Below are 24,964 nucleotides of genomic sequence, written 5' to 3'. Positions count from 1 at the left end.
GCAACCCCGCTCGGATTTAGAATCGATGGCGCAGCGCAGCGCGAATCAGAATCTGATGATTGTTCGACGAATCGCCGTAGTTGGCGAAATCCGCAACGGCGGGCGCGCCAGTCGACGAGATGCCGGACGCACGTTGCCAGCCCATGGTCCAGTAGACGTCCGTACGCTTGGAAAGGAAGTAGTCAGCCATCAGCCCGACCTGGTTATAGTGCTGACCACCAATGGTCGCGCCACTGGCAGTACCGACACTCCGGCCGTTCAAGTAGTTGTACATGATGCCGGCGAAGAAGAACGGTGAAAACTGATACTGCGCACCGATGTCGAAATTGTTGAAGCGTGCCGTTCCGCCCAGCAACTCACCGTTGAGATGACCATACTGGATATTCGAGTATGACGCCGCCAGCGTCAGTGCCCCGATCTTGTAGTTGGCCGCCACGATCGCATTCTGGAAGGACTGCGCGCTCTTGTATCCGGAGTTGAGTGACAATGCCAGCGGCGATGCACCGCTGGCATTGTCGGTGAAGAAGCCCGATCCGGCCGTCGCCGAAGTCGGATTCTTGAAGTATTCGTACGCGCCCGCAACCTTGAACGGGCCGTATTCATACGATGCGCCGACCGAGTAGCCGCTATTGGCCGTCAAGTTGCCGGCAACACCGCCGACGCTGTATTCGCCACCGAATTTCAACCCGTTGAATGTCGGGCTCATGTAGCGAATCGCGTTGTTCACGCGAACAGTATTGGCGGCGTTATCGAGATCCCCCGGATGCGACGAGGCCGGGCCTCCGAGCAGCCCTTCGGCGGTCAGGGCCTCCGGGAAATAGAAGATCATGTCATATTGCCGCCCGAGGGTAAGGCTCCCGAGGCGATCACTGCTGAGACCCACGAATGCCTGGCGGCCGAATGCAGTTCCACCTTGTCCGAATGCACCGTTGTTCAGGTTGATGCCTGATTCGAGTGTGAAGATCGCCTTGAGGCCGCCGCCCAGGTCTTCACTGCCCGTCATCCCCCACCGGCTGCCGAAGATGCCGCCCAGCGAGTCGAGAGAGACCCGCTTGCCGGCCCCGCTGTTGCTCTGAAAAACCACGCCTTCGTCGATGACGCCATACAACGTAACGGTGCTTTGCGCATGACTCGCAACCGAGAATGCACCGAAGAGGGCCGTGCAGAGAAGGTTTCGATAGAACGGCTTTTTCATACATAGATCTCCTAACCAAATATAAGAATATTTTTTTGTTTCCGGATAGCCGTTTACCATCAAGTAAGCTGGCTTGCTCCAATACCTCTACTCGATCTCCGGCAAAGCGAGCAAGGCTTGACAGGGCGAGTTCCTCCGATTCGGCGCTGCAGCACCTTGCCCCAACCACACGACCTGACACCCGCCCCGGTCATCTCACCCATTTCACCGGATGAGCTGGCCAGACATTCGCATGGACTCGGCTTCTTTTGGAGAAGCCGAGTCGCGTCCTTTAGCTGTCGGCGCACACGAAGCTGGACGCACTATTTGCGTCGCCTGCTCCCTTGTACTTCGGGAACTGTGGGTACTCGCACAATGGACGGGTGCGTCCTTTGGTGGCAGGATTGCCGTCCGTCACGACAGGATTGATGGGCGCTTGCCCCGATTCCACCCAGCCGTCCAGTGCCGTCAGCGGGTCCCATTGCAAGGCGAACGTGCCGCCCGCGTGGCCAAATCCCGGTGCGACGTAATACCGAACAAAGCTGCTCGCCGAATCTCCGTAACGCGCTGCGACCTTATTGAAGTAAGCGGTCGTCTGATTGGGCGTCACCAACATATCGGTGGTGCCCTGCACCAGGATCAGCTTTCCGCCTTTCAGGTGAAACGCATCGATATCCGGATTTGTCGCATCCAGCTCATTGGACAACTGCGTGACCCGCGGCTGCCACGCACGGTAGTCAAAACCGGTGCTCGTGGCATTCGGATTTTGCTGGTCGAAGTACTTGATGACCGGTTCGTCGAGGCTGTAGTACACGGTATGAGTACCGTCGGTCCCAAAGGGGTCGAACAGCGCTCTCTCCACGTCACCACCTTGGAACACTGGGTAGGGTCCAATGCTCGTGACTCCGTTGGCCAGCGGGAAAGCAAATTCCATTGGCGTCGCGGCAGTCATCAAGGTGTTGATCTGAGCGTCGGAAAGGCAGGTATCGCCAGTATCCGCTCCGCCCGAGCAGCGTAAGCTGTTGATCGAGAATGTGGCCTGGCAAGCCGCAGTGTTGCTCACGATACCGTCCACCACACCATCCAGGCCGTCGCACGCGGCTAGCACCTTGGTTCTCACCAGAGCCTGCTTGGCCGGATCGAGTGCGCCTCCAGGCGTAGCGTACGCGGCATTCCACATGCGGAACCATGACATCACCATGGCCTGATTCTGGTTCGCAGGATAGTAGGCGACGATTCCGTCATAATCGCTACCGTACCGCTGCGCGGCGACCAGGCTTTCGTGGCCGCCCTTGGACCCACCAATGTGGTACATCCGATGCGGCACGGTCTTGTAGAAAGCTTTGAGAATATAAAGCGCCGTGTCATGCGTGCGCTTGACGCTTTCCCCGCCATAATTCGCCAGTGCCTGAGCATTGAGGCCGAATGTCCCGTCCGGAGTCGTTCCGCCATCGCTGCCAAACGTCACGTAATTCATGGCGAGCGGCTGTTTTTCGTCCGATGGCCAGTTTTGTATGCCTCCAATCGGCCCACCCAGGCCAGTTACCAACAGCCCGTTGAAGCCGGCCCCTCCCAGTTGCAAAGCCTTGAAATTCCAGGTGGTCGGCAGATTGACTTCGAAGTTGATCGCCGGATCCGAGGAATTGGTGGCCAGCACCTTGCCCAGTACTTGGCAGTAGTCCGGAAGGCCCGTCGTGTTGTCGGCTGCAACGAGCGACGCCGATGTGATGGTTGCGCCTTGCGTCGGCAGTGCAATGGCGCTGGCCGGAACGCCGGCGCCAGCAAGAGCAGAACATGCGCTCGCAGCATTCCGCACTTGCATCGTAGTCGGTGCCGTCTGCGTCGGCGTTGGCGCTGCAGCGTTGTCAACCTCCCCCCCACAAGCAGCGAGGCCAAAAGCCACCACCGCGCCCACGATGCTAGTCGCGGCCAACCCTCTGTAGAAGCTCGAGGTTGTCTGATATTCGTCGGTCATGTTGTCTCCACCTTGTCTGAGTGTGTCGGCCAACGTTGCGCACCGCGGCCGGCACACGGATTAGGCGCGCACTCGCGTAGGTGAGACCATCGTCGAAATAGACGAGATCGCAGTGCGCAGAACTAACGACTCAGCAGATACCCCAATGGCAAGGCCCAGGAAGTGACGCAGGACCGGTTCCATGACGAACTAGTTCATATGAACAACATTACAAAGGACCATAACCCGCCGTGCACAATGCCTTGCTATGGCGGTTGGTACGAGAAATCGGTGGTCGCACGTGAAGATGTCACCGACGTGCAATGAATCAACCGATGCACCACGGTATATATCGATAGCCCGCTTTAGTAGCTGTCTCTACCGGCGACACACAAACACACAATCGACATTGTTCTTACGTCGAAGTATTGTATATACTTCAAAGTAGGATTTGGGCCGGTGGTGCGCTGACGTCAGTGCCGAAAGAGCGGCGGTCGCATGGAGCCCTTGTTCGTAGAACGATGCAAGATGGAGACAGACGATGTGCCAGGTCAACATGCTCATGGAGTCGCTAATCGTCGACTCATCACGAACTTTTCGGTGCGGTTGCGGCGCCTGCCCTGCAGCGACGCGCCCCCCCGTTTTCCCGGGCTTCATTCGCGTTTTCGCAAACGCCGAGCGCTCCTGCGTGATCCGGAAGTCGCCCTCGATGCCGCCTTCTTGTTGATCCGCAATGCCATCCAGGCTGGATCTCATCTCCAGAGAAACTCTACTTCCCTAAAAGCAATGTACCCCGGAACGCACGCCCAAACCCACCCCTCGAAGCCGGCCGTGATCATGGCTGCATCAGGGCTGCATGTCACTTTTTCCGAGCTCGAAGGCCGGTCTCTCAGGATTGCGAACTGGCTTCGCGCGCAAGGAATGAACAGAGGTGACGTCGTCGCCATCCTCTCGGAGAACGATCACCGTATATTCGACGTCTACTGGGCAGCCCAGCGCTCAGGGCTCTACGTCGCGGCGATAAACTTCCATCTCAAGAGCGAGGAAATCGAGTACATCCTCCAGAACTCGGGGGCGAAATGTCTCTTTGTCGGAGACGTGGGGCAGGATCTCGCGCGTGCATGGGCCGACCTCCCGTCTCTTTCGCATGTCGTGCATTTTGACGTGGCCCTGCCCGGTTCGGTTTCGTTGAGTTCCGTGTTGGAAACGGCGTCCTCGGAGCGTCCCGAGTATGAACCCCGGGGCGCGGACATGCTCTATTCGTCGGGAACGACCGGACGTCCGAAGGGGGTTCGACTTCCGCTGCCCGACCGTCAAGTATCGGACGCCGGCGACAGCATGGTAGCCATGTTTGGCGGACATTTCGGGTGCGGCACCGACACGGTTTATCTCTCCCCGGCTCCGCTCTATCATGCTGCCCCCCTGCGGACTTGCGCTGCCATTCAGGCCATGGGCGGCACCGTCGTCGTCATGGACAAATTCGATGCCGAAGCAGCACTCGAGGCAATCGAGAAATATCGCGTGAACGTCAGCCAATGGGTTCCGACAATGTTCGTCCGGATGTTGAAACTCCCGGACGACATCAGAGGTGCGCATGACGTCAGCAGCATGAAGGTTGCAATACACGCGGCGGCACCATGCCCTGTCGACGTGAAGCGCAAGATGATGGACTGGTGGGGGCCGGTACTCTACGAATTCTATTCGAGCACGGAGTTGAACGGGATTACGACCATCAGCCCATCGGAATGGCTGCAAAAACCCGGGTCTGTCGGGCGTTCGATACTCGGCAAAATTCACATCTGTGACGAGAGCGGCGACGAGCTGCCCGCCGGATCGGATGGGCTCGTCTATTTCGAGCGTGAAACGATGCCATTCTCGTATCACAAGGATCCGGAGAAAACACGTGCGACCCAACACCCGATTCACTCGACGTGGACGATGGTTGGCGACATCGGACATGTCGACGAAGATGGGTTCCTTTACCTCACCGACAGAAAAGGCTTCATGATCATTTCTGGCGGAGTCAATATCTATCCGCAGGAAGTCGAAAACGCACTCGCACTCCATCCGGCCATTCTGGACGTGGCAGTAATCGGCATCCCCGATCCGGAGATGGGGGAACGCGTAAAGGCTGTCGTCACCCTCGCAGAAGGCTATGCGGGAACGACGGAGCTCGAGAAGGAGATCATAGACTTCGCGAAGTCACGGATTGCCTCATACAAGGCACCGAAGAGCGTCGACTTTGTCGACGAGTTGCCACGAACTCCTACCGGAAAACTGCAGAAGGGCGAATTGCGAAAGCAGTATCTCGCTCGCGAAAACTCCTGATGTACCAGGCGCGCCCGAATCCTCTTCCCGTATTTTTTCGAGTAGCATCGGGACGAGCTCCAAGGACGAGATTGGTGATCAAATGAGTACAGGAGCAAAATCCCTGCACGCGCTTGTCGAGTACTGGCTGGGACAGCCCTCAGCCACGCAAACCAGAGTGGTTCGTTTGGCTGGGCGCGGCAGTCGACGATGCGTGTACGTCGAGCTCGCCAGTCCAGGGGAACTCTTGAGAATGTACTTCTTCCGCCACCCCGATCGGGTGTGGCGGGTATTCCCGCCTTCGCTCAAACGCCCTACCATGCGTGTTTGATGACACACGTGTGAGCGTGCTCGGCCTCTAGCCCGCTTCACTCAATATCGTTGATTCAAAATAGGCCATTATATTAGTAGTCCATCATACTTTTATGGGTGTGAAATTTCACGCGCAGATGCTGATCTTAAAGCGTCCGCCGAAATTCCAGCGCGAGTCGGAAACACAAAAAGCCCTACGAACTTGACCAATTCGTAGAGCCTCGCTTGCAATTCATACGCCGTGCTTTACGCTCGACGCAACCTGCACGATCACAATGCGCGTGCGATCACTTCCTTCATGATCTCGCTCGTGCCACCGTAGATGCGCTGAACCCGGGCGTCGGTGTACATCCTGGCAATCACGTATTCGTTCATGTAGCCGTAACCGCCGAACAACTGCAAGCACGCATCAACCACTCGCCCCTGTGCTTCTGAACCCCAGAGTTTCGCCATTGACGCTGTTGCCGTGTCCAGCCGGCCGACCAGCAAGTCCTGCACGCAACGATCGATGAATGCCCGTCCGACCTGTATTTCCGTGGCGATCTCCGCGAGCTTGAATCGGGTGTTCTGGAACGTGGAAATTACCTGCCCGAATGCCTGCCGATCACGCACATAGGCCAGTGTTTCCTCATACGCCCCCTCCATTGCTGCCAGGGCCATCACGCCGATGAGCAACCGTTCGTAGGGAAGATCCGCCATGAGCTGGTAAAACCCCTGTCCAGGCAGTCCGCCGAGGATCTGGTCCTCACTGACAAACACGTCGTCGAAAAACAGCTCGGCGGTGTCTTGCGCCTTCATGCCGATCTTGTCCAGCAACCGTCCGACCCGAAAGCCGGCGCAATCGGCTGTCTCCAACAGGAAGATCGAAATGCCGCGAGCACCCTCACCCGACTCCGTCTTCGCCACCACCAAAACAAGGCCAGCCAGCAAACCGTTCGAAATGAACGTCTTGGCGCCATTGATGCACCATCCGTCCTGCCCGCGCTGGGCCCGAGTACGAATACCCTTCAGATCCGATCCGGCGCCCGGTTCAGTCATCGCAATCGCGCCGACCAGTTCGCCCGATATCAGGCGCGGCAGGTAGCGACGTTTCTGCGCTTCGGTGCCGTGGTTCAAGAGATAGTGAGCCACGATCGCGTGCACGGAGGCATTCATCCCCGAGAGCGCGCGTCGAGCCATCTCTTCATGAAATACGGCTTCGTGCCGGAAGTCGCCCCCCGCGCCGCCCCATTCTTCCGGGAGATCGGCACACAGGATCCCGAGTGCTCCAGCTTTCCGCCACAAGTCATGCCCGACGTGTCCGCGATGGCGAGCCGCCTCGTCGTGCGGAAGCATTTCCTCTTCGATGAACCGTACGACGGTGTCGCGATACTGCTCGAGATCGGGATCACTCCACGAGCGGTTGAATTGGATCGTCATAGATGTGATTTCCTAATAGAACGCCAGCCGGCCGGTCAATTCGCCGCAGTTCTCCCTGCGGTCAGCCTGGTGCCTTCTGCGTATTCGTGCCCCAGTCCAGCACGACTCGGCCCACGGTCAAAACATCCTGTGCTTGCCTGATCGCCTTTGCCCAATCGAGAGCGGAATAAACCTGGGCCACGCGCGGTCGAAGCCGACCGGCTGCCAGCATCGCAACCGCTTCGGCCAGATTGGCTCGTGCGCGGTCAGGCTCGCGCTCCCGGAACTGGCGAATGTCCACGCCGACGAGCGAGGCGCCCTTGAGTAGCGGCAAGTTGGCGCGGATTGCGGGAATATTGCCGCCGGCAAAGCCGATGACCAAATGACGCCCTTCCCATCGAAGGGTGCGGAAGGCCGTCTCCGTGAACGAATCGCCAATCATGTCGACCACGACGTCGATTCCTTCGGGTACGGCCGCCTGCACGGCGGTACGCCATTCAGTATGGCCAACGTCGACGACGTGATCAGCCCCTTCTTGCTGGACGGCTTTCATTTTTTCGTCGCCGGTCACACCGGCAACGACAGTTGCACCAAGTGCCTTCGCGACTTGCACGCAAGCAAGGCCGACACCTCCTGCCGCACCCAGTACCAAAACGGTCTCCCCCATCTGGAGGGCTCCGCGGTGCTTCAACGCATACAGTGCCGTCGCATACGTAACGGGCAGCGCCGATGCCGCGTGCATGTCCACATGCGGGGGCAAGACCTCCAGGGCACTCGCAGGCACATTGGTGCGCTCAGCCCATGCTCCGCCAACAGTCATTCCCACCACGTGCTGCCCCACTTGCAACCCACCCTCGACGCCGGGACCAAGGGCCGCAACGACACCGGTGAACTCGGTGCCGGGTACGAGCGGCAGCGGCGGCTTTACCTGGTAGCCTCCTCGTGCAAAGAGCAAATCCACATACGAAATCGCGTTTGCCAGAACGCTGACCTGGACTTCACCGACACCGGGCGAAATTTCCGGTGCCTGCTCGAGCGCCCATTGATGAAGACCGTCAAATCCGTGCACGCGCAGCGCTAGCATGATGCAGCTCCACTTGCCCGGCTGGCTGCGCTCGCGAGTGCAGCGCGGCAATCGGCCACCATCCGCTCCAGCAGTTCACCACAGGTCGGAATATCCTTGACCAAGCCGACAGTCTGTCCTGCCCATACGAGGCCGGCGTTCACCTGTCCACTTTGCAACGTGGCGCGCCCCCGCTGACCAGAGACCAGGGGCTGGATGTCTTTGAACTCGCATCCGCCCGGACGGCGTTCGATCGAGACGACTTCATCCGACACTTGGTTACGCAGAACCCGACCGGTATTGTGCAAGGTCCGGAAGATCAGGTTCGTCTCCCGCTCATTGGCGCACACCAGTGCATGTTTGATGTCTTCGTGGATCGGTGCTTCGACGGTCGCGCAGAAGCGCGTTCCCATGTTTACGCCCTCCGCCCCCAAGGCCAATGCTGCAGCCAGCCCCCGGCCATCAGCGATGCCGCCGGACGCAATCACCGGGATGCTCAACACCTGTGCCGCAAGCGGAATGAGCACCAATCCCCCGACATCATCTTCGCCCGGGTGACCGGCACATTCGAAGCCGTCGATGCTGACAACGTCGACACCATTGCGTTCAGCCGAGAGTGCGTGGCGAATACTCGTGCACTTGTGGATCACCCGAACGCCAGTTGCCTTCAAGCGTGCGGTGAATTCCTTGGGACTGCTACCGGCGGTCTCGACCACCGGAATGCCCTTCGCAATCACCACGTCGAGATACTCGTCATACGGAGGCGGCTTCACCGTAGGCAGAATGGTCAGGTTGACGCCGAACGGGAGGTTGGTCATCGTCCTGCAGCGATCGATCTCGGCGCCCAACGCGTCCGGCGTCGGCTGAGTGAGCGCCGTGAGGATGCCCAACCCACCTGCATTCGACACCGCGGAAGCCATTTCGGCGGTGCCAACCCATTGCATTCCGCCCTGAATGATCGGGTAGCGGATGTCGAACATCTCAGTGATACGAGTCTTCATCGTTCAACTTCCTTGAAAGCTGGCGTTACGTTTGATGAGGACGGCATTCACGCCACCCTCAGAATCAGCGGCACTGCCGCGTACCTAAGCGACAGTGTTGGCCACACCGACGAACACATCGAGTACGGCCGGTACGGGCGAGTGGCGAGGGACGATGTTCCGTCGCCCCGTCACAGCCAGACCGTGGCCCGGGATGGCATGGGCATGACAGACAGCGCGTCTTCAGTGGTGACGGTAGTACGGTGCCGTTGACCCGAGTTGTTCCTTGGCCTTCGCCAACTCGGCTCGAGCGATGGCGCGCAGGTGGACCTCGTCCGGGCCATCAAAGAAGCGCATTGCCCGCCCCCAGGACCAGAGGTAAGCCAGCGGCGTGTCGGGCGTGATACCCATCGCACCGAATACCTGAATCGCTCGATCGACGACCCGCGTCTGAAGCTGTGCCGCCACGAGCTTGATGGCCGAAACATCCAGATGTGCGGACTTGTTGCCATAGGTATCCATCTTCCAGGCCGCCTGCAGAACGAACAGACGAGCTTGATCGATTTCGACGCGCGAATAGGCAATCCAGTCCTGAATGTTGGCGAAGTCCGACAAGGTCTTGCCGAACGCGCGGCGCGAGAGCGCTCGCTCACACATCAAGTCCAGCGCGACTTCACACTGACCGATCGTTCGCATGCAATGATGGACTCGCCCCGGTCCCAAGCGGGCTTGCGCCAATGCGAACCCGCTGTTCTCTTCGCCAAGCAGGTTGGACACCGGCACGCGCACGTTCTCGAACGCGATTTCGCAGTGCCCCTCTGGCAGATGGTGGCTCATGATCGGCACGTTGCGGACGATGCGCACACCCGGGGTGTCCATCGGAACAAGCACCATCGAATGTCGGCAATGCCTGGCCGCGTCCGGATCGAAATCGGTCACCCCCATCACGATAGCCAACTTGCAATTGGGGTGCATCGCGCCCGTGGTGAACCATTTTCGCCCGTTGATGACGTACTCGTCGCCCTCGCGCCTGATGGACGTCTGGATATTGGTCGCGTCTGACGAAGCCACATCCGGTTCAGTCATGGCGAAGCAGGAGCGGATGGTCCCCTCGAGAAGCGGAACCAGCCATCGATCCCGCTGTGCGGGATTCGCGAAGAGGTGCAGCAACTCCATGTTGCCGGTGTCCGGCGCGTTACAGTTGAAGACCTCGGAAGCCCAGGGAACGCGGCCCATGATCTCGGCCAGCGGCGCATACTGCATGTTGGTCAAGCGAGTACCCGGCTCGTTGTCGAGCAGACCCGGAAGAAACAAATTCCAGAGACCTGCGTCGCGCGCCTGCTGCTTGAGCGGTTCGACGACCTCCGTCGGAAAGCGGCCGGAATCGGCGATGCGCTGATACTCGTTGTCGAGAGGGAGTATCCGCTCATCTACGAACCGGCGCAGCGTTTGCCGCATTTGCTGAACGTCTTCGGGAAGCTGGAAGTGCACGTCAAGCCCTCATTGAGTAATCGGATAGAAGCGCTCGTTTGCCGACGCCATCTCGCGCAGTTGCTGGCTGGGCTCGTAGGCCGGCCCCAGTGCACTCAGTTGGTCACAACGGCGCACCACTTCGGCAAGGCCCAGCCAGTCGGCATATTTGAGGGGGCCACCGGCATAGGCAGGGAAGCCGAGGCCAAGCTGCATCGCCAGGTCCACTTCCGCCGCAGTTCCGACCACGCCCTCGTGCAATGTTCGCGCTGCCTCGAGCACCATCGGGAGCATCATGCGGTCGATGATCCGTTCGCGAGTAAAATCCCGGCGTCCCCCGGATTGCAGCTGTGCAAGCAACGCGTGTGCATCCGTTGAAGATGTACGTCGCGGCTTGCCGCCGGTCGCACTCGCCTCGTAGTGGTAAAAGCCCAGGCCGTTCTTTTGACCGAACCGACCGTTGCGCACCATCACTCGCAGCGCGTCGTCAGCGAACTCGGGCATGCGGTCCGCATAGCCAGCTGAAATGACGTTGTTGACATGGCTACCCGTGTCCATGCCGACCACGTCTTCCAGATAGGCCGGCCCCATCGGCCAGCCGAAGGACTCCATGACCTTGTCGACCTGCTCGAAGTCCGCGCCGTCCGCAACCAGCCTCAGAAAGCCACGCATGTATGCGGTCAGCACCCGGTTGACGAGAAACCCGGGGCAATCACGCACGACAATGGCAGTTTTTCCCAGGGCAGTTGCGTAGCCCACTGCGGTCGCCACGGCCTGATCAGAGGTACGCGTGCCGCGCACGACTTCCACGAGCGACATCATCGGTACCGGATTGAAGAAATGCATGCCGACAAACCGTTCAGGACGCTCGAGCGGCGCCGCAATGTCGTCGATGCGCAGACTTGACGTGTTGGACAGCAGGATCGCCCCTTCTTTGAGCGACGGCTCCAGATTCGCCAGGACCTTGCGCTTGATGTCCAGATTCTCGACGATCGCCTCGACCACGGCATCCGCCTCGCCGATTCCCGCAAGATCCAGCTGCGGCTGGACAGCCGACAGAATCTCGAGGCTTGCGGATTCGCTCAGGCGCCCGGTCTTGACCTGACGCGCAACGTGCTTTTGAGCCTCGGCCATGCCTTGGTCGAGCGCTCGCTGTTGCAGATCGTACATACGGGCCGGGATCTTCCGCAGGGCATGGGTAATCGCTATCCCGCCGCCCATGATCCCCGCGCCCAGCACCAACGCGCGAGACACTTTGTCCGCCCCTTTTGCGTGGTTGCGCGCGATCTTCTTGACAGCCTGTTCGTTCAGAAAGGTCTGAACCATTGACGACGCGGCTTGAGTACGAGCGATCTCGCCGAACACCTGCGCTTCCAAAGCCAGGGCGCCAGCACGGTCAAGGGCCGCCCCCTCAGCCATCATGGCGACTGCTGCCAGCGCAGCAGGTTGGTGCGGCGAGCCACGTTCGCCTGCAATGGCGCGAGCTTGCTCAAAAGCAGCTGCGGCTTGCCCTGCCTCCATCGACAATGGCTTGCGCTTTCGATCCTGTCGTGCCTGCCAATCGACTTCGTTGGCAATCGCCCGCTCAAGCAAATGGATCGCACGGGAGCGCAGTTCGTCCGGCGCCGCAATATCGTCCACCACGCCGGCTGCAAAGGCCGCAGCCGGCGTGGCAGGTTTGCCGCCGGCAACCCAGTCGCACGCCACCGCAGCCCCTGCAATGCGCACCAGCCGGACCGTGCCCCCGAATCCGGGGAACAGACCTAACTTCACCTCTGGCACACCAATCCGTGCCTCACTCGACATGACTCGCATTGCGCCGGTCAGCGCAAATTCGAGGCCACCGCCCAATGCGAAGCCATTGATTGCCACCACGGAAGGAACCGGCAGGTCTTCGAACTGGATGAATGCTTCGTTGCTTCCGGCCACGTCAGCCGCAATAGCGGCCGCTGGCTGCGCGAACTTGGCCCCGAATTCGGTGATATCCGCACCGACGATGAAAACGTCCTTCGCACTGGTCACCAGGACACCGCGCAGGCTCGCCTGATTCAGCAGGTACTGGTTGGCCTGCCGCAATTCATCGATGGTCCTGCGGTCGAATTTGTTGATGGATTCGCCCTGACGATCGAAGCACAATTCGAAAATGCCGTTATCGCCCAGCGGCGAAACACGCAAGCTTTGCCCTTGAAACACGACGACTCCTACTGGCACCGACCAGAATGCAGTGAAGTCTAGAAGGCTAGGCGCGGAGCGCCCATCGTCGGAAGCGACGAATCAATGTGCGCTGAAATCGAACCAGGGGCAGCTGAAGCAAGCGAGCCTGACCCAGCCTGCACCGATCAATCTCGCCGGCAAGATCGGCAAGGTCGGCGACCGCTTCGTGGTGCGCAACGCGCCCGACGTGGGCGCGGCCAGGGTCAGGCGCATCGCGGCCGCGCGTTTCAACTCGGACGTGCGCCGCGTCGATGACGCGGAACTCGTCGTATTCGCGCGCGATGGCACGCCGGCACTGGCCTACGCGGTGCGCGTATACGGCAAGGCAACCGATGCGCACGGCGATGCCGTGCTGTACTACGTCGACGCACGCACGGGCACCGTGCTCGACGCGCAGGATCTGATCAAGACCGGGCACGAGATGAGCCACGGCGTGACCGAGGCCACCGCCAACCTGAACTATTCGGGCGACGCGGGCGGCCTGAACGAGTCGACTTCCGACATGTTCGGCACGCTCGTGAAGTTCTTTGCGAACAACCCGAATGATCCCGGCAACTACGTGATCGGCGCGCGCGCGGTGAGCGGCGGCCTGCGCAAGATGTACAAGCAGGACCTCGATGGCCGGTCGTTCAGCTGCTATCCGTCCGGCGGCTTCTCGTGGTCGAATCCGCGCCACGATCCGCACTTCACGTCGGGTGTCGGCAACCGCTTCTTCTACCTGCTGTCGGAAGGCCCGGCGGTGCCGTCGACCGACACCGGTCTGTCGAGGACGCAGCTGGTCTGCAACGGCGACACGACCTTCAGCGGCCTGGGCCGCGAAAAGGCCGGCAAGATCTGGTACCGGACGCTGACCGTGTACCTGAACGCCAACTCGAGCTACCCGAGCGCGCGGCGTGCGTCGATCCAGGCGGCGAACGACCTGTATGGCGCGAACTCGGCCGAGAGCGCAACGGTCGCGCGCGCGTGGCGTGCGGTCGGGGTGAATTGATCGCGCTTGTGTGGGCGTGTTGAGCGCCGGAAGGTCGAGTGGCGGTACTTCGCGCTCAAGAACGTCCATGCGTCCGGGATGCTTGCGACCGCATTCTCGCTACCCGCCGCCGCATCGGCCCGCGACGATGCAACATGCCGCAACGTTCGATTCTCGAACATCGGCTGGACCGACATCAATGAAGTGCCGGTAGCCGAGGGGGCAGTGAAGTGAGGGATCGGCGGTCAGCCGGGGCTTGCGGTCATCGGCAACCCCGGCATGGATGAGTTGTCCCGCCGCGCCCTTCACAGCGCGTTGGGTGCCGCCCTCCCGTCCAGCACCGCCGCAACGTTGTCGAGTGCGGTAAAACCCATCTGGTCACGCGTCTCGATCGTCGCGCTGGCCATGTGCGGCGACAGAAACACATTGTCGAGCGCGGCGAAGCGCGAATCGATATTGGGCTCGTTCCGATAGACGTCGAGTCCGGCGCCGAACAGCCGATGCGAAGTCAACGCGTCGTACAGCGCATCCTCGTCGACGAGACTGCCGCGCGCCGCATTGACGAACACCGCACCGTCGCGCAACAAGCCGAACTCGCGGCGCGTCATCAACGGCGTGCCGCCGCCCGGCACATGCAGCGTGAGGATGTCGCACTGCGGCAGCAGCGTGTCGAGATCCGCGCAATAGCGCGCGCCCGCCTCGACCTCGGGCGGTGCCGGCCGCCTGTCCGTATAGACGATCCGCATCCCGAAGCCGCGTGCGCGCCGCGCAACCGCGCGGCCGATCCGGCCGAAGCCGACGATCCCGAGCGTCTTGCCGTTCACGCGGGTGCCGAGCAGATCGGTCATGCCGAACGACTTGCCCCACCCCGCGCGCACGATGCGTTCGTACTCCGATGCACGCCGGCACGCGGCAAGCATGAGCAGCATCGTGAAATCGGCCGTGCACTCGGTCAGCGCGTCGGGCGCATTACTGACCACGATCCCGCGTACGCGCGCGGCGGCCACATCCATGTGGTCGTAGCCGGCGCTCGCGTTCGCGATGATCTTCACGCTCGGCGGCAATGCCGCGATGTGCTCGGCCTGCAGCCCCGATTTCTTGCCGACCAGGATCGCGGGCGGGTGGTAGCGGTTGCAAAACTCGACGACGGACGGCGCGTCCATGTCGGCGTCTGTCACATAGGCATGGAATTCGGATTCGGCACGTGCGGCCACGGCCGCAGGAACCCGTCGCGCTACCAGGAGGCGGGTGCGATTGTTGTCAGGCATGGTCTCGTCCTTGGGTCGGAAAACGGAGCACAGCCTACGAAGCGCACGCCGCGCAGGTCAATATTGATTGATTCAATCAACGTGTCTGCGCGGTATCGGCCTCAGGCTTGCAGGGTCTGTTCCGGTTGCCTTGTCACGCCGTGTCGGCTCGTGAGCGGCGTGTCCGCGAACTCAGGAAAACCCTGATGCTGCCCCGTCGCGACGGGGCGGTTGATATTGATTCAAAGAATCAAGATTGCCGGGGAATCGCCGCCGCGCAATGCTTTTTGCATGTTCAACGGACTGAAGACGAGGTCGTGAAAATGCAGGCACGGAAAAAAATCGCGGCAGTGACAGGCGCCGGCACCGGAATCGGCCAGGCAGCGGCCGCCGCATTGGCGCGAGCCGGATTCAGCGTGGCGTTGCTCGGCAGGCGCATCGAACCGCTGCTGGCGACGAAGGAGATCATCGAACAGGCCGGCGGGGTGGCCGCGGCGATCCCGACCGACGTGGCCGACGAGGCGTCGGTGGACGCCAGCTTCGCGCAGATCGAGCGCGAATTCGGGCGCCTCGACGTGCTGTTCAACAATGCCGGTCGCAATGCTGGCGCCGTGCCGCTCGACGACTACTCGCTCGAATTCTGGAACGACGTGGTCGCGACCAACCTGACGGGCGTCTTCCTGTGCGCACGCGCCGCGTGGCGCCAGATGAAGCGCCAGACCCCGCAAGGCGGCCGCATCATCAACAACGGTTCGATCTCCGCGCACACGCCGCGCCCAAACACGATCGCCTATACGGCCAGCAAGCATGCCGTCCTCGGCATGACCCGCTCGCTCGCGCTCGATGGCCGGCCGTTCAACATCGCATGCGGCCAGATCGACATCGGCAACGCCGCCACGTCGCTGACCGAGCGCATGAACAGCGGCGTGCTGCAGGCCGACGGCCGCGTCGCACCCGAGCCGCGCGTCGACGTGGCGCACGTTGCGGACGCAATCGTGCAGATGGCGAGCCTCCCGCTCGAAGCCAACATTCTGAACATGACGATCATGGCGAGCGCGATGCCCTTCGTCGGGCGCGGCTGACCGGACGATCGCCGGTGCGCACAACAACCATGCGCCGGCCCACAATCAGGAGACGACATTGAAAGCCGCAGAAGAGCAGGTATCGGTCATGCGCGAGTTCGACACGCGCGCGGACGTCGCCAGAAGATCGAGGGTGCGCTACGGCGTGCTGTCGATGCTGCTGGTAGCGACCATCCTCAACTACGTCGACCGCTCGGCGCTCGGCATCGTCGCACCGGCACTGTCGAGGGATCTCGCGCTCACTCGCGTCCAGATGGGCGAGCTGTTCGCGGTGTTCGGCCTCGCGTACTCGATCGCGCTGCTGCCCGCAGGCGTGCTTGCCGACATGCTCGGCTCGCGCGTCGCCTATGCGCTGTCGCTCGTCGGCTGGTCGTTGGCGACGCTGACCCAGGGGTTTGCGCACGGCTATCACATGCTGCTCGGCTCGCGTCTTGCGATGGGTGCGCTGGAGGCGCCCGCCTTTCCGTCGAACGCGCGCGCGGTGACGATGTGGTTCCCGGTTCAGGAGCGAGGTTTCGCGACGAGCGTCTACGTGATGGGCCAGTATGTCGGCACGCCGCTCTTCACCGGGCTGCTGCTCTGGATCTCGTCGGCGTTCGGCTGGCGCGCCGTCTTCTTTGCCACCGGCGGCTTCGGCATCCTGTTCAGCATCGTCTGGTACCGGCTCTATCGCGATCCATCGCGACATCGCAGCGTCAACGCGGCCGAGCTGCAGTACATCAGCGAAGGACGTCCGGTCGCGGCCGCGCGCGAGCGTTTCGACTGGCGCATGGCGCTGCGCCTGCTCGGCTACCGGCAGATCCTCGCGATCTGTCTCGGCAAGTTCTGCAACAACACGCTGCTGGTGTTCTTCACGACCTGGTTCATGACCTACCTGGTCGAGGAACGGCACATGTCGATGATCAAGGTCGGCTTCTTCCAGGCGATGCCGTTCATCGGTGCGACGCTGGGGATCCTGATCGCCGGCTACCTGTCCGATCTTTGCATCCGGCGCGGCGTGTCGATGTCGTCGTCCCGCAAGGCCCCGCTCGTGATCGGCACCTTCCTCGGCGCGTCGATCGTGCTCGTCAACTTCGTGCACTCGAACGCGCTGGTGATCGCGATCCTGACCGTCGCGTTCTTCGCGCAGGGAATCGGCTCGATGTCCTGGGCCGCCGTATGCGAGATCGCGCCGAAACGCTATGTCGGGCTCACCAGCAGCATCACGAGTCTCGCAGCCAATATCGCGGCCGTCACCACGCCGCTGATGATCGGCTACGTGACCCAGCACACCGGCAGCTTCTTCTGGGCGCTGAACCTGATGGGCGCGATCTGCCTCGTCGGCACGCTGTCGTATTCGGTGCTGCTCGGCAAGCTGTCGCGCATCGAGCTCTGACCCCGTTCGACCCTCTCCACCTGCCACTCCGGCGATTCATATACAGTCAGTCCACGACCATGATCGAATTCAAATGGGATCACCTGCAACTCTGCTCCGCTGACGCCGAGGCCACCGCAGCGTGGTTCGCGCGCTGCCTGAACGCCGAAATCGTGCGGCGCCCCGGCCGCGTCGACCTGCGCATCGGCACCGTCGACCTGTTCATCACGGCACTGCCCGACGCGCGATCGGCCGCCGTGCCCGACGGCCCGCGGGTGCAGGGCATCGATCACTTCGGCGTACGGGTCGAGGATCTCGATGCCGCATACGCGCACCTGGTCGAGCACGGCGCCGAGATTGTCCAGCCAGTGACGCGGATTCGCGCCGGCGTGCGCGGCTGTTTCGTGCTGGCGCCGGGCGGGATCCTCGTCGAGGTGCTCGAGCGGCGCCCGGCCGAGATGACATTCAACTGAACCCGGTCTATAGTCGGCGCAAGCGGCCGGGCACCGGCCGCGTCCTCATCACGACTCCTCATGCACAACTGGATCACTCTGACGGAAGCAGCGCGGCGGCTCGGCGTGCGGGCGCAGACCGTCTACGCGTATGCGAGCCGCGGCAGCATCGCCGTGATGCAGGATCCCGACGATCCGCGCAAGAGCCTGTATCGCGCCGAGGACGTGATCGCGCTGTGCCGCAAGAAACAGGTCGGCCGCAAGCGTGCGGCGCTGGCGGCGAGCACGATCTTCGGTGCCGAGCCCTGTATCTACAGCAGCATCACCACCTTTTCGAAGGGCCGCCCGTGGTATCGCGGCCGGGACAGCATTCAGCTGTCGGAGAGCGCCACGCTAGAGGAAACAGCTGCGCTGCTGTGGAATGCGACCACGCCTGTGTCGTTCGACGCGCCCGAGGTTGCCTTGCCGCCCGGCGAGCGCGATCGCCAGTGTGCGTTCACGATGCTCGCGACACTGGCCGCCCACGGCCACTCGACGCTCGGCCGGCTCGACAGTGCGCTGCACACCGAGGCGGGCCAGCTCGTCGCGATCGTGTCGCGCGCATTCGGCGCGCACGACGATGGCAGCCTGCTATGGACCCATCAGCGGCTCGCGGCGGGCTGGGGCCAGGACAGTCGTGGCGCGGATCTGTTGCGCCGCGCGATGGTGCTGGTGGCCGATCACGAGATCACGAGTTCGGCGTTCGCCGCGCGCATCACCGCGTCGACTGGCGCGTCGCTCGCCGGCTGCCTGCTGACCGGGCTCGTGACCTTGTCGGGCCCGCTGCACGGCGACGCATCGGGTCGTGTGCGCGCGGTGTTCGACGACGTGGAACGGCTCGGCGCCGAGCACGTGGTCGACCATCACCTGAAGTCCGCGATTCCGATTCCCGGTTTCGGTCATCATCTGTACCCCGATGGAGACCCGCGTGCGGCCGCGTTGCTCGCGCGGCTCGATCCGCCGCCGGAACTCGCCCGCTTCATCGACAAGGTAATGACGCTCACCGGCCAGCGGCCGACCATCGACGTCGCGCTCGCGATGCTGTCGGTGCAGCTTCGATTGCCGCGCGATGCGGCCTTCGGGCTGTTCGCGATCGCACGCAGCGTCGGGCTGCTCACGCATTGCATCGAGCAGCTGCGCGTTGGCAAGGTGATCCGGCCGCGCAGTCGCTATACCGGTCCGACACTCGACGAACGGCATCTACGCGCCGACGCAGCGGACGGGGACGACGGCAAACTGCCGAAGGCTGTCGTGATCGAGAAGAATCGGGTGTTCAAGGTTGTGGATTGATCATCGCGACGATGGCAGGTAACCGCGACGCGGCTTGTTGCATCGACCCGCGTGGTCATGCAAAACGAAATAGCCCGGGGTCGACATGCCGACCCCGGGCCCCGCACTCGTCGGCGGCGTCAGGCATCACCCGCATGCCCGCCGCTGCCGACCATTCAACAGACGGCTCTCTGCGTCAGAACTGATAACCCGCGCCGACGACCGCGCCGAAATCCGACCGCGCATTGCCCGTCACCGACGCCTTGACGACCCAGCGATTGCTCTCCGTCACGTACGAATACCCGGCCGCGAACCCTTGCTGCCCGTGATAGTTCGAGGTCGCCGCCGACACCATCGACCGCCCCGCGCCCGTCGGTTGCGGCAGGCCGGCCACCGCCATCGCCGACGCCACGCCGCCGTACATGTCCTTCTTCAGGTCGTTGAACGAGTTGTACACCTGCCCGATGCGCTGGTCGGTGTAGCTCTTCGCCTGCGTCGAAGCCGACGTGAGGTTGTCGTTCAGTTGCTGCACGTTCACCGCGTCGGTCGGCGCCGATCCGGCCGCGACGTTCGTGATCTGGCGCTCGCTGCCCTTCGCACCGACCGAGAACGAATTGTCGCGATCGGCAACCGAGCCTTGGCCGACCGCCACCGCATTCTTCCCGGTCGCGGTCGCCGTCGAGCCGATCGAGCCTGCATCGGCACGCGCGATCCACGACGTGTTCGCATCGGTCGCCACCGCGCGGATCTGGTCGTTGGCAGCCGCGCTCTTCATTGCTTCGTTGAACTGCCCCATGTTGACCGCGTCGTTGGCGTTCACGCCGGCCGCGACACCGGTCAGCACGCGGTCTCCCGACGTACCGGAGAAGTTCACGCTGGTGCCGCCGGAATCCTTCCCGACCGTGATCGCGCCGTTCGGATCCTGCTGCTGCACGAGGCCGGCCTTGCCGTTCGCGATGTTGGTCACGTTGCCCTGCAGGTTCGCGATATCGGTGGTGTTCTTCGAGACCTGCTGGTTGGTCGCGTAGAGCTGCGAGCCGTTCACCGCATCCGTGCTGGTTGCACTGAGCGTGCCGGCCTTCACGTTGGTGATGCGCGTGCCGCCCGCACCGCCGAGCGTGATCGAGCTCTTCGAGCTGTCGTCGTACTGCACTGCGAGCGCGCCGAGTTGGTTGAGATTCGACTGCACGTCCTTCAGTTGCTTCACGTTCACCGCGTCCGTGTCGCTGGTGCCTGCGGCGACGTTCTTGAGCACGACCGCCGAATTGGCGTCCCCGCCGACGAGCGATACCGAATTCAGCCGGTTGCCGTTCGTGTCGACATCGTATTTGACGACGTTCTTCACGGCTTCGCCGGTCTGGTTCGACACCTGCGTGATCTGCTGCTCGAGCGTGGTTTTCACGCCCGACAGCTGGCCGCCGTTCACCGCATCCGTGCTGCCCGCGGCGACGTTGCCGTCGGCCACGTTCGTCAGCTTCGTCGGGGCACCGGCGCGCGCCGCGCTGTATGCGCCGAGTTTCGGGTCGAACTGCAGCGCGTCCTGCTGCAGCCCGGCGATCGCGGCCGTGTTGCCGGCGATGTTCGTTTCGGCATTGCCGATGCGCGTTTCGTGATTCTCGAGCGTCGTCGTGTTGCTGCCGACGCGGCCGTCGAGGTTCGTGAGCGCGTCGCCGACGTTGTTGAACGAGCCGCCGCCGACTTTGTAGGCCGGCGCGCTGATCGAGCCGTCCGGGTTCGCCGTCGCGCCGCCGCCCAGCGCGGCCGCGGTACCGTCGATCGCGCGGCGCAGTTGCGCGCCGTTCACCGCGTCCGTGCTGCCGGACGCCACGTTGCCTTCCGCGACATTGGTCACGCGCACCGGGCTGCCGCCGTTGCCCGCGCCGAGCGAAACCTGCTGCTTGCTCGCATCGTCGTACTTCACGGCCAGCGCATCGAGCTGGCTCGTGCCGTCATGGATCGCCGTGGTCAACTGGTCGACGTTGACCGCGTCGGTTCCGTTCTTGCCGGCCGCGACGTTGCTGATGAGGTGCGGGCCGGTGCCGCCATGGCTCGCATCGTAGGCGCCGAGGCTCGGATTCCACTGGAGCGCATCCTGCTGGAGCGCCGCGATGTTGCCCGTGTTCGCCGTGACCTGGTTGCCGACGGTCGTGATCGACTGATTGAGCGTGTCGGTCGCCTTGCCGAGCTGACCCACGTTGACGGCGTCGCTCGCGGCCGTGCCGTCCGCGACGTTGTGCAGGCCGACCGGCGCCTGCGCGCCCTGGCCGCCGAGCGTGACGCCGCCGTGCGCGTCGTCATCGTACTGCACGGCGTTCTTCGTCGCGTTGCCGATCTGGCTGGTGATCGACGTGCTCAGGTTGCCGAGCGTCGTGCTGAGGTTGTTCGTCACGCTGGTGCTGAGCGAAGCCAGGCCGCCGTTCAGTTGCCCGACGTTGACGGCGTCGTGCACGTCCTTGCCGTCCGCGACATTGTGCAGCGTCGTGCCGTTCGTGCCGGCGAACGTCACCGAGTCGAACCCGCTCGCGCCGTCGTACTTCACGTTGCGCGTATCGGCCGCCTGCAGGTTGCCGATGTTCGAGGTCGCCGTGCTCAGCGACGTGTTGATGCCGGATACGCTGTTCTGCAGGTTCGTGATGTTCGAAGCCGCCGTCGAAATCGACGTTTGCAGCGGCGCGATACTGCCCTTCAACTGGCCGACGTTCACCGCGTCGGTATTGGCCACGCCGGCCGCGACGCCGCCGATCGTGGTGCCGTTGCTGCCGTCGAGCGCGATCGCCGCATGCGAATTGTCGGTGTATTTCACGACGTTCTGCGTCGCCGACACGATGCTCGTGCTGAGGCTGTTGCCGACGCTGGTCACGCGCTGGTCGACGTTCGAGATCGTGGTCGACAGCGAATTGCCGACCGACGTCACGCGTGCGTCGACGTTGCTGATGCTCGTGCCGAGCGCACTGTTCACGTTCTTCAGCTGCTGGACGTTGACGGCGTCCGTATCGGCCGCGCCAGCCGCGACGTTCTTGAGCTGGCGTTCGCTGCCGAGCGCGCCGAACGACACCGCGCCGCCGACCGGCGCGGCCGTGCCGCCGAACACCGGCGTGCCGCCGTTGTTCGCGCCGACGCTGCCCGAGCCGATCGCCACCTGGTTGTTGTCGTTCGTCTGCGCGCCGGCACCGATCGCCACGGATTGCGTGCCGCCCGCGCGCGTCTGCGTCGCCGCATCGTAGGATGCGCCGTTCGATACGCCGTCGCTCGTGGTCGGATTCGCGCCGCCGATCGCAATCGAGCGATCGCCGCTGGCCAGCGCCGAGTGGCCGAGCGCGATCGAGCTCGTGCCGTGCGCATCCGCGACGTTGCCGAGCGCCATCGAGAAATCGCCGACCGCAGCCGACTGGCGGCCGACCGCGAGTGCCGTATTACCTTGCGCAACCGCCACCGTGCCGATCGCCATCGACGAGTTCGCCAGCGCCTGCGAACCGACGCCGATCGCAATCGCACCGCCGCTGCCGGTGCCGCCGTTGCTGCCTGCATTCGACTGGTCGCCGATCGCGATGCCGCTGGTGCCGGCCTTTGCATTCGTTCCCATCGTCACGTTTGCGGTGCTCACCGCCACGAAACTCCCGCTCTTCGTTGCCACGCAGAGCGGATTCGTCCCGTCGATGCACTGGCCGTTCAACGCGTTGTCCGGGTTGCCGCGGTCGACGAAATTGTCTGCGTGCGCGACGCCCGCGATCAGGACACCTGCACCCGTGAACATCGCGGCGGCGAGCGCCGAAATCTGATTCCTCTTCATGCTGTTCTGCTCCGTTTTTGATTCGTCTGGTTTGAATACGGACTACTGATTTTTATTGACAGCTACGACTTCGATTGCGACTCCCGTTCGGAACCTGTTTCCGATGCCCGGCCTGGCCATGTCGAAGGCGACACGCATCGACAAGGCGTTCGAAGGCCCGGGCACGCCGTTCGTCTTACGGCCCGTTCCGTTAATCCGATAATTACGTCAGGAATACATAGTGTTGTTTATGGACGAGTTCGCTCCCGACTGAATCCGGAGATTCAACTCGCCGTTATAAACAACCCTGATTTGATGTCGCGCCGACCGCGACCAACCCCGTTTCTTTTATTTCATCTGCAACAGCCGGATTTTCGTTTCCGTGCAACGAACATTCGTTCGAACGCGCATCAAATGATGCCCCGGACCCGAATCGCGCAACGTCCGTCACAACCCGCCGTGCCTTCCGTTGCCCTGCGCTACCCGTCATTCAAAGCTCGGACGAATTATGAGACACGATTGGTTTTTATTAAAGGCGACATTCTTTATAGATTGTAAAACCCATTATATTCAATGAGTTAGGTAAAACATAGCCATCGCGCAAACGATTTCGCGCCACCGCGATTAATCGAAATGTTTTTAGAAACGGATAAATACTTTGCCGGAGCGGATGCGAATTAAATGCCACCAGACAAATCGCTGCCGAAAAACCGGCCGACTGCATGATTGCGCGTCGGACACACGTGGAAACCGCAACACATGACGGCAAATCCGGAAAGTGAAATGGCGTAAATAGAGTCAACGCGTCTGGCGGGAATCGAAATATGCTCCTACAATTCCGCTCGCATCGATACCGGCAGCCGCTTGCATTCCAGGCGCGACTACGGCAATGCTCTGCGTCTTTACCGGCTCAGCGATCAAAACAACGAACGCCGTGTATCGCGCCGGCCGGTTGCCTGCCGCGTCGTCCGGCGAAATCCGGATGTCGATGCGAGCGTGCGATGCGTTTGCGCGTCTTCATCGCGCGGCTTCCAACTAATATCCGAACCGGGCCGACCACCCGCAGGAACGCAGCCAGCAGCCTTTCCAGAACAGGTGCACGATGCCTCCATCGATCTCCGCATTGAGCGACACCCATATCCTGATCGTCGACGATCAACCCGACCAGCTGCGTTTGCTGATCGACATCCTGCGCAGCACCGGGTGCCGGATCAGCATCGCATTCGACGGAGCGCAAGCGTGCGAGCGCGCGCAGGCCCTGATGCCCGACCTGATCCTGATGGATGTCCGCATGCCGCGCATGGACGGTTTCACCGCGTGCCGGCTGCTTGCCGCCGATCCGCTGACGTGCACGATTCCGGTCATCTTCCTGACCGTGGCCGGCGAATTGCACGAACGTCTCGAGGGGCTGGAAATCGGTGGCGTCGACTATGTGGTAAAGCCGTTCGAGCCGGCCGAAGTGCTCGCACGGATTCGCGTGCAGCTCGCGCGGGCGAAGCCCGAACGGCCTGTCGACACGGAAAGCCCGTTCGAGGCCGGCAAGGACGACGACATCATCGTGCGCGCGGCGATCCGCCACCTGTCGCGCACGCTGAACGATCCGCCGACGGTGGAGCAACTGGCGCGCGCGGTCGGCACGCATGAAAAGCGGCTGTCGCGCGCGTTTCGCGACAATCTCGGCCAGACGGTGTTCGAGTATCTGCGACACGAGCGGCTGCGCATCGCGCAGGATCTGCTGGATTCGACGTCGCTCAGCATTGCCAGCATCGCGAAGGAAATCGGCTTTTCCACGCCGGCGAATTTCGCGACCGCCTTCCGCGAACGGTTCGGCATCACGCCGACCGAGTGGCGCCGCCAGCGCAACGCAGGCACGCCCGCCGCGACGCGGGAACCGCAACGCGGCGCATAGGCCG

General features: G+C 62.4%; 15 protein-coding genes and 1 pseudogene. 7 read left to right on the top strand and 9 right to left on the bottom strand.

The genetic code is table 11. The features are described from left to right. Nucleotides 1-16: 16 nt before the first annotated feature. Together CUJ89_RS34265 and CUJ89_RS34260 are read right to left on the bottom strand one after the other, a co-directional pair. Nucleotides 17-1,195, bottom strand: coding sequence for a porin (locus CUJ89_RS34265; protein WP_114181894.1), 1,179 nt, complete (start codon nucleotides 1,193-1,195; stop codon nucleotides 17-19). A 271-nt stretch (nucleotides 1,196-1,466) separates the two neighbouring features. Further along, on the bottom strand, nucleotides 1,467-3,149 hold the full coding sequence (locus CUJ89_RS34260) for a tannase/feruloyl esterase family alpha/beta hydrolase (RefSeq protein ID WP_152036692.1): 1,683 nt from the start codon (nucleotides 3,147-3,149) through the stop codon (nucleotides 1,467-1,469). A 507-nt stretch (nucleotides 3,150-3,656) separates the two neighbouring features. On the opposite strand from CUJ89_RS34260, the gene CUJ89_RS34255 reads away from it, so the two are divergent. Continuing rightward, entirely contained in the window at nucleotides 3,657-5,456 is a 1,800-nt protein-coding gene (locus tag CUJ89_RS34255) for an acyl-CoA synthetase (protein ID WP_321970394.1), read from the top strand. A gap of 561 nt (nucleotides 5,457-6,017) precedes the next feature. On the opposite strand, the gene CUJ89_RS34250 is transcribed toward CUJ89_RS34255, so the two are convergent. The 5 genes from CUJ89_RS34250 to fadB all read right to left on the bottom strand — a co-directional run bounded on the left by CUJ89_RS34250 (nucleotide 6,018) and on the right by fadB (nucleotide 12,851). After that, a complete protein-coding gene (locus tag CUJ89_RS34250; RefSeq protein WP_114181891.1) occupies nucleotides 6,018-7,166 on the bottom strand; it encodes an acyl-CoA dehydrogenase family protein in 1,149 nt (382 codons plus the stop codon). 61 nt (nucleotides 7,167-7,227) lie between these two features. Beyond that, nucleotides 7,228-8,229, bottom strand: a complete 1,002-nt coding sequence (locus CUJ89_RS34245; RefSeq protein WP_114181890.1) for an NADPH:quinone oxidoreductase family protein — start codon at nucleotides 8,227-8,229, stop codon at nucleotides 7,228-7,230. Beyond that, entirely contained in the window at nucleotides 8,223-9,209 is a 987-nt protein-coding gene (locus tag CUJ89_RS34240; protein WP_114181889.1) for an NAD(P)H-dependent flavin oxidoreductase, read from the bottom strand. Before CUJ89_RS34240 ends, CUJ89_RS34245 begins: the two co-directional genes overlap by 7 nt. Nucleotides 9,210-9,431: 222 nt before the next feature. After that, the gene (locus CUJ89_RS34235) at nucleotides 9,432-10,679 is read right to left on the bottom strand and encodes an acyl-CoA dehydrogenase family protein (protein WP_265341777.1); all 1,248 of its coding nucleotides are present in this window, start codon (nucleotides 10,677-10,679) and stop codon (nucleotides 9,432-9,434) included. A gap of 9 nt (nucleotides 10,680-10,688) precedes the next feature. Then, entirely contained in the window at nucleotides 10,689-12,851 is a 2,163-nt protein-coding gene (gene fadB / locus CUJ89_RS34230) for a fatty acid oxidation complex subunit alpha FadB (protein WP_114181888.1), read from the bottom strand. A 97-nt stretch (nucleotides 12,852-12,948) separates the two neighbouring features. On the opposite strand from fadB, the pseudogene CUJ89_RS34225 reads away from it, so the two are divergent. Then, nucleotides 12,949-13,860 (top strand): annotated as a pseudogene (locus tag CUJ89_RS34225) (M4 family metallopeptidase); the annotation flags it as partial. Nucleotides 13,861-14,144: 284 nt separating this feature from the next. Here the strand turns inward: CUJ89_RS34225 and CUJ89_RS34215 are convergent. Then, on the bottom strand, nucleotides 14,145-15,107 hold the full coding sequence (locus CUJ89_RS34215; protein WP_114181887.1) for a 2-hydroxyacid dehydrogenase: 963 nt from the start codon (nucleotides 15,105-15,107) through the stop codon (nucleotides 14,145-14,147). A 302-nt stretch (nucleotides 15,108-15,409) separates the two neighbouring features. On the opposite strand from CUJ89_RS34215, the gene CUJ89_RS34210 reads away from it, so the two are divergent. From CUJ89_RS34210 to CUJ89_RS34195, 4 genes are all read left to right on the top strand, one after another. Then, nucleotides 15,410-16,168 carry an SDR family oxidoreductase gene (locus CUJ89_RS34210; RefSeq protein WP_114181886.1) on the top strand — a complete coding sequence of 253 codons (759 nt, stop codon included), beginning with the start codon at nucleotides 15,410-15,412 and terminating at the stop codon, nucleotides 16,166-16,168. A gap of 88 nt (nucleotides 16,169-16,256) precedes the next feature. Continuing rightward, nucleotides 16,257-17,543 carry an MFS transporter gene (locus tag CUJ89_RS34205; protein ID WP_114181885.1) on the top strand — a complete coding sequence of 429 codons (1,287 nt, stop codon included), beginning with the start codon at nucleotides 16,257-16,259 and terminating at the stop codon, nucleotides 17,541-17,543. A gap of 59 nt (nucleotides 17,544-17,602) precedes the next feature. Continuing rightward, nucleotides 17,603-17,995 (top strand): VOC family protein, encoded by a 393-nt coding sequence (locus CUJ89_RS34200; protein WP_114181884.1) that lies wholly within the window; start codon nucleotides 17,603-17,605, stop codon nucleotides 17,993-17,995. 60 nt (nucleotides 17,996-18,055) lie between these two features. Then, nucleotides 18,056-19,303: a citrate synthase family protein gene (locus tag CUJ89_RS34195; protein ID WP_114181883.1), complete on the top strand. Its 1,248-nt coding sequence runs from the start codon at nucleotides 18,056-18,058 to the stop codon at nucleotides 19,301-19,303. Between the two features lie 175 nt (nucleotides 19,304-19,478). Here the strand turns inward: CUJ89_RS34195 and CUJ89_RS34190 are convergent, their stop codons facing one another. Beyond that, nucleotides 19,479-23,072 carry a YadA family autotransporter adhesin gene (locus CUJ89_RS34190; protein WP_114181882.1) on the bottom strand — a complete coding sequence of 1,198 codons (3,594 nt, stop codon included), beginning with the start codon at nucleotides 23,070-23,072 and terminating at the stop codon, nucleotides 19,479-19,481. Between the two features lie 1,081 nt (nucleotides 23,073-24,153). Here CUJ89_RS34190 and CUJ89_RS34185 point away from each other — a divergent pair. After that, nucleotides 24,154-24,960 (top strand): response regulator, encoded by an 807-nt coding sequence (locus CUJ89_RS34185; protein WP_114181881.1) that lies wholly within the window; start codon nucleotides 24,154-24,156, stop codon nucleotides 24,958-24,960. Nucleotides 24,961-24,964 lie beyond the last annotated feature (4 nt).

The sequence above is a fragment of the Burkholderia pyrrocinia genome (assembly GCF_003330765.1).
Taxonomy (GTDB): domain Bacteria; phylum Pseudomonadota; class Gammaproteobacteria; order Burkholderiales; family Burkholderiaceae; genus Burkholderia; species Burkholderia pyrrocinia_B.
This window is presented reverse-complemented; position numbering and strand designations above follow the sequence as displayed.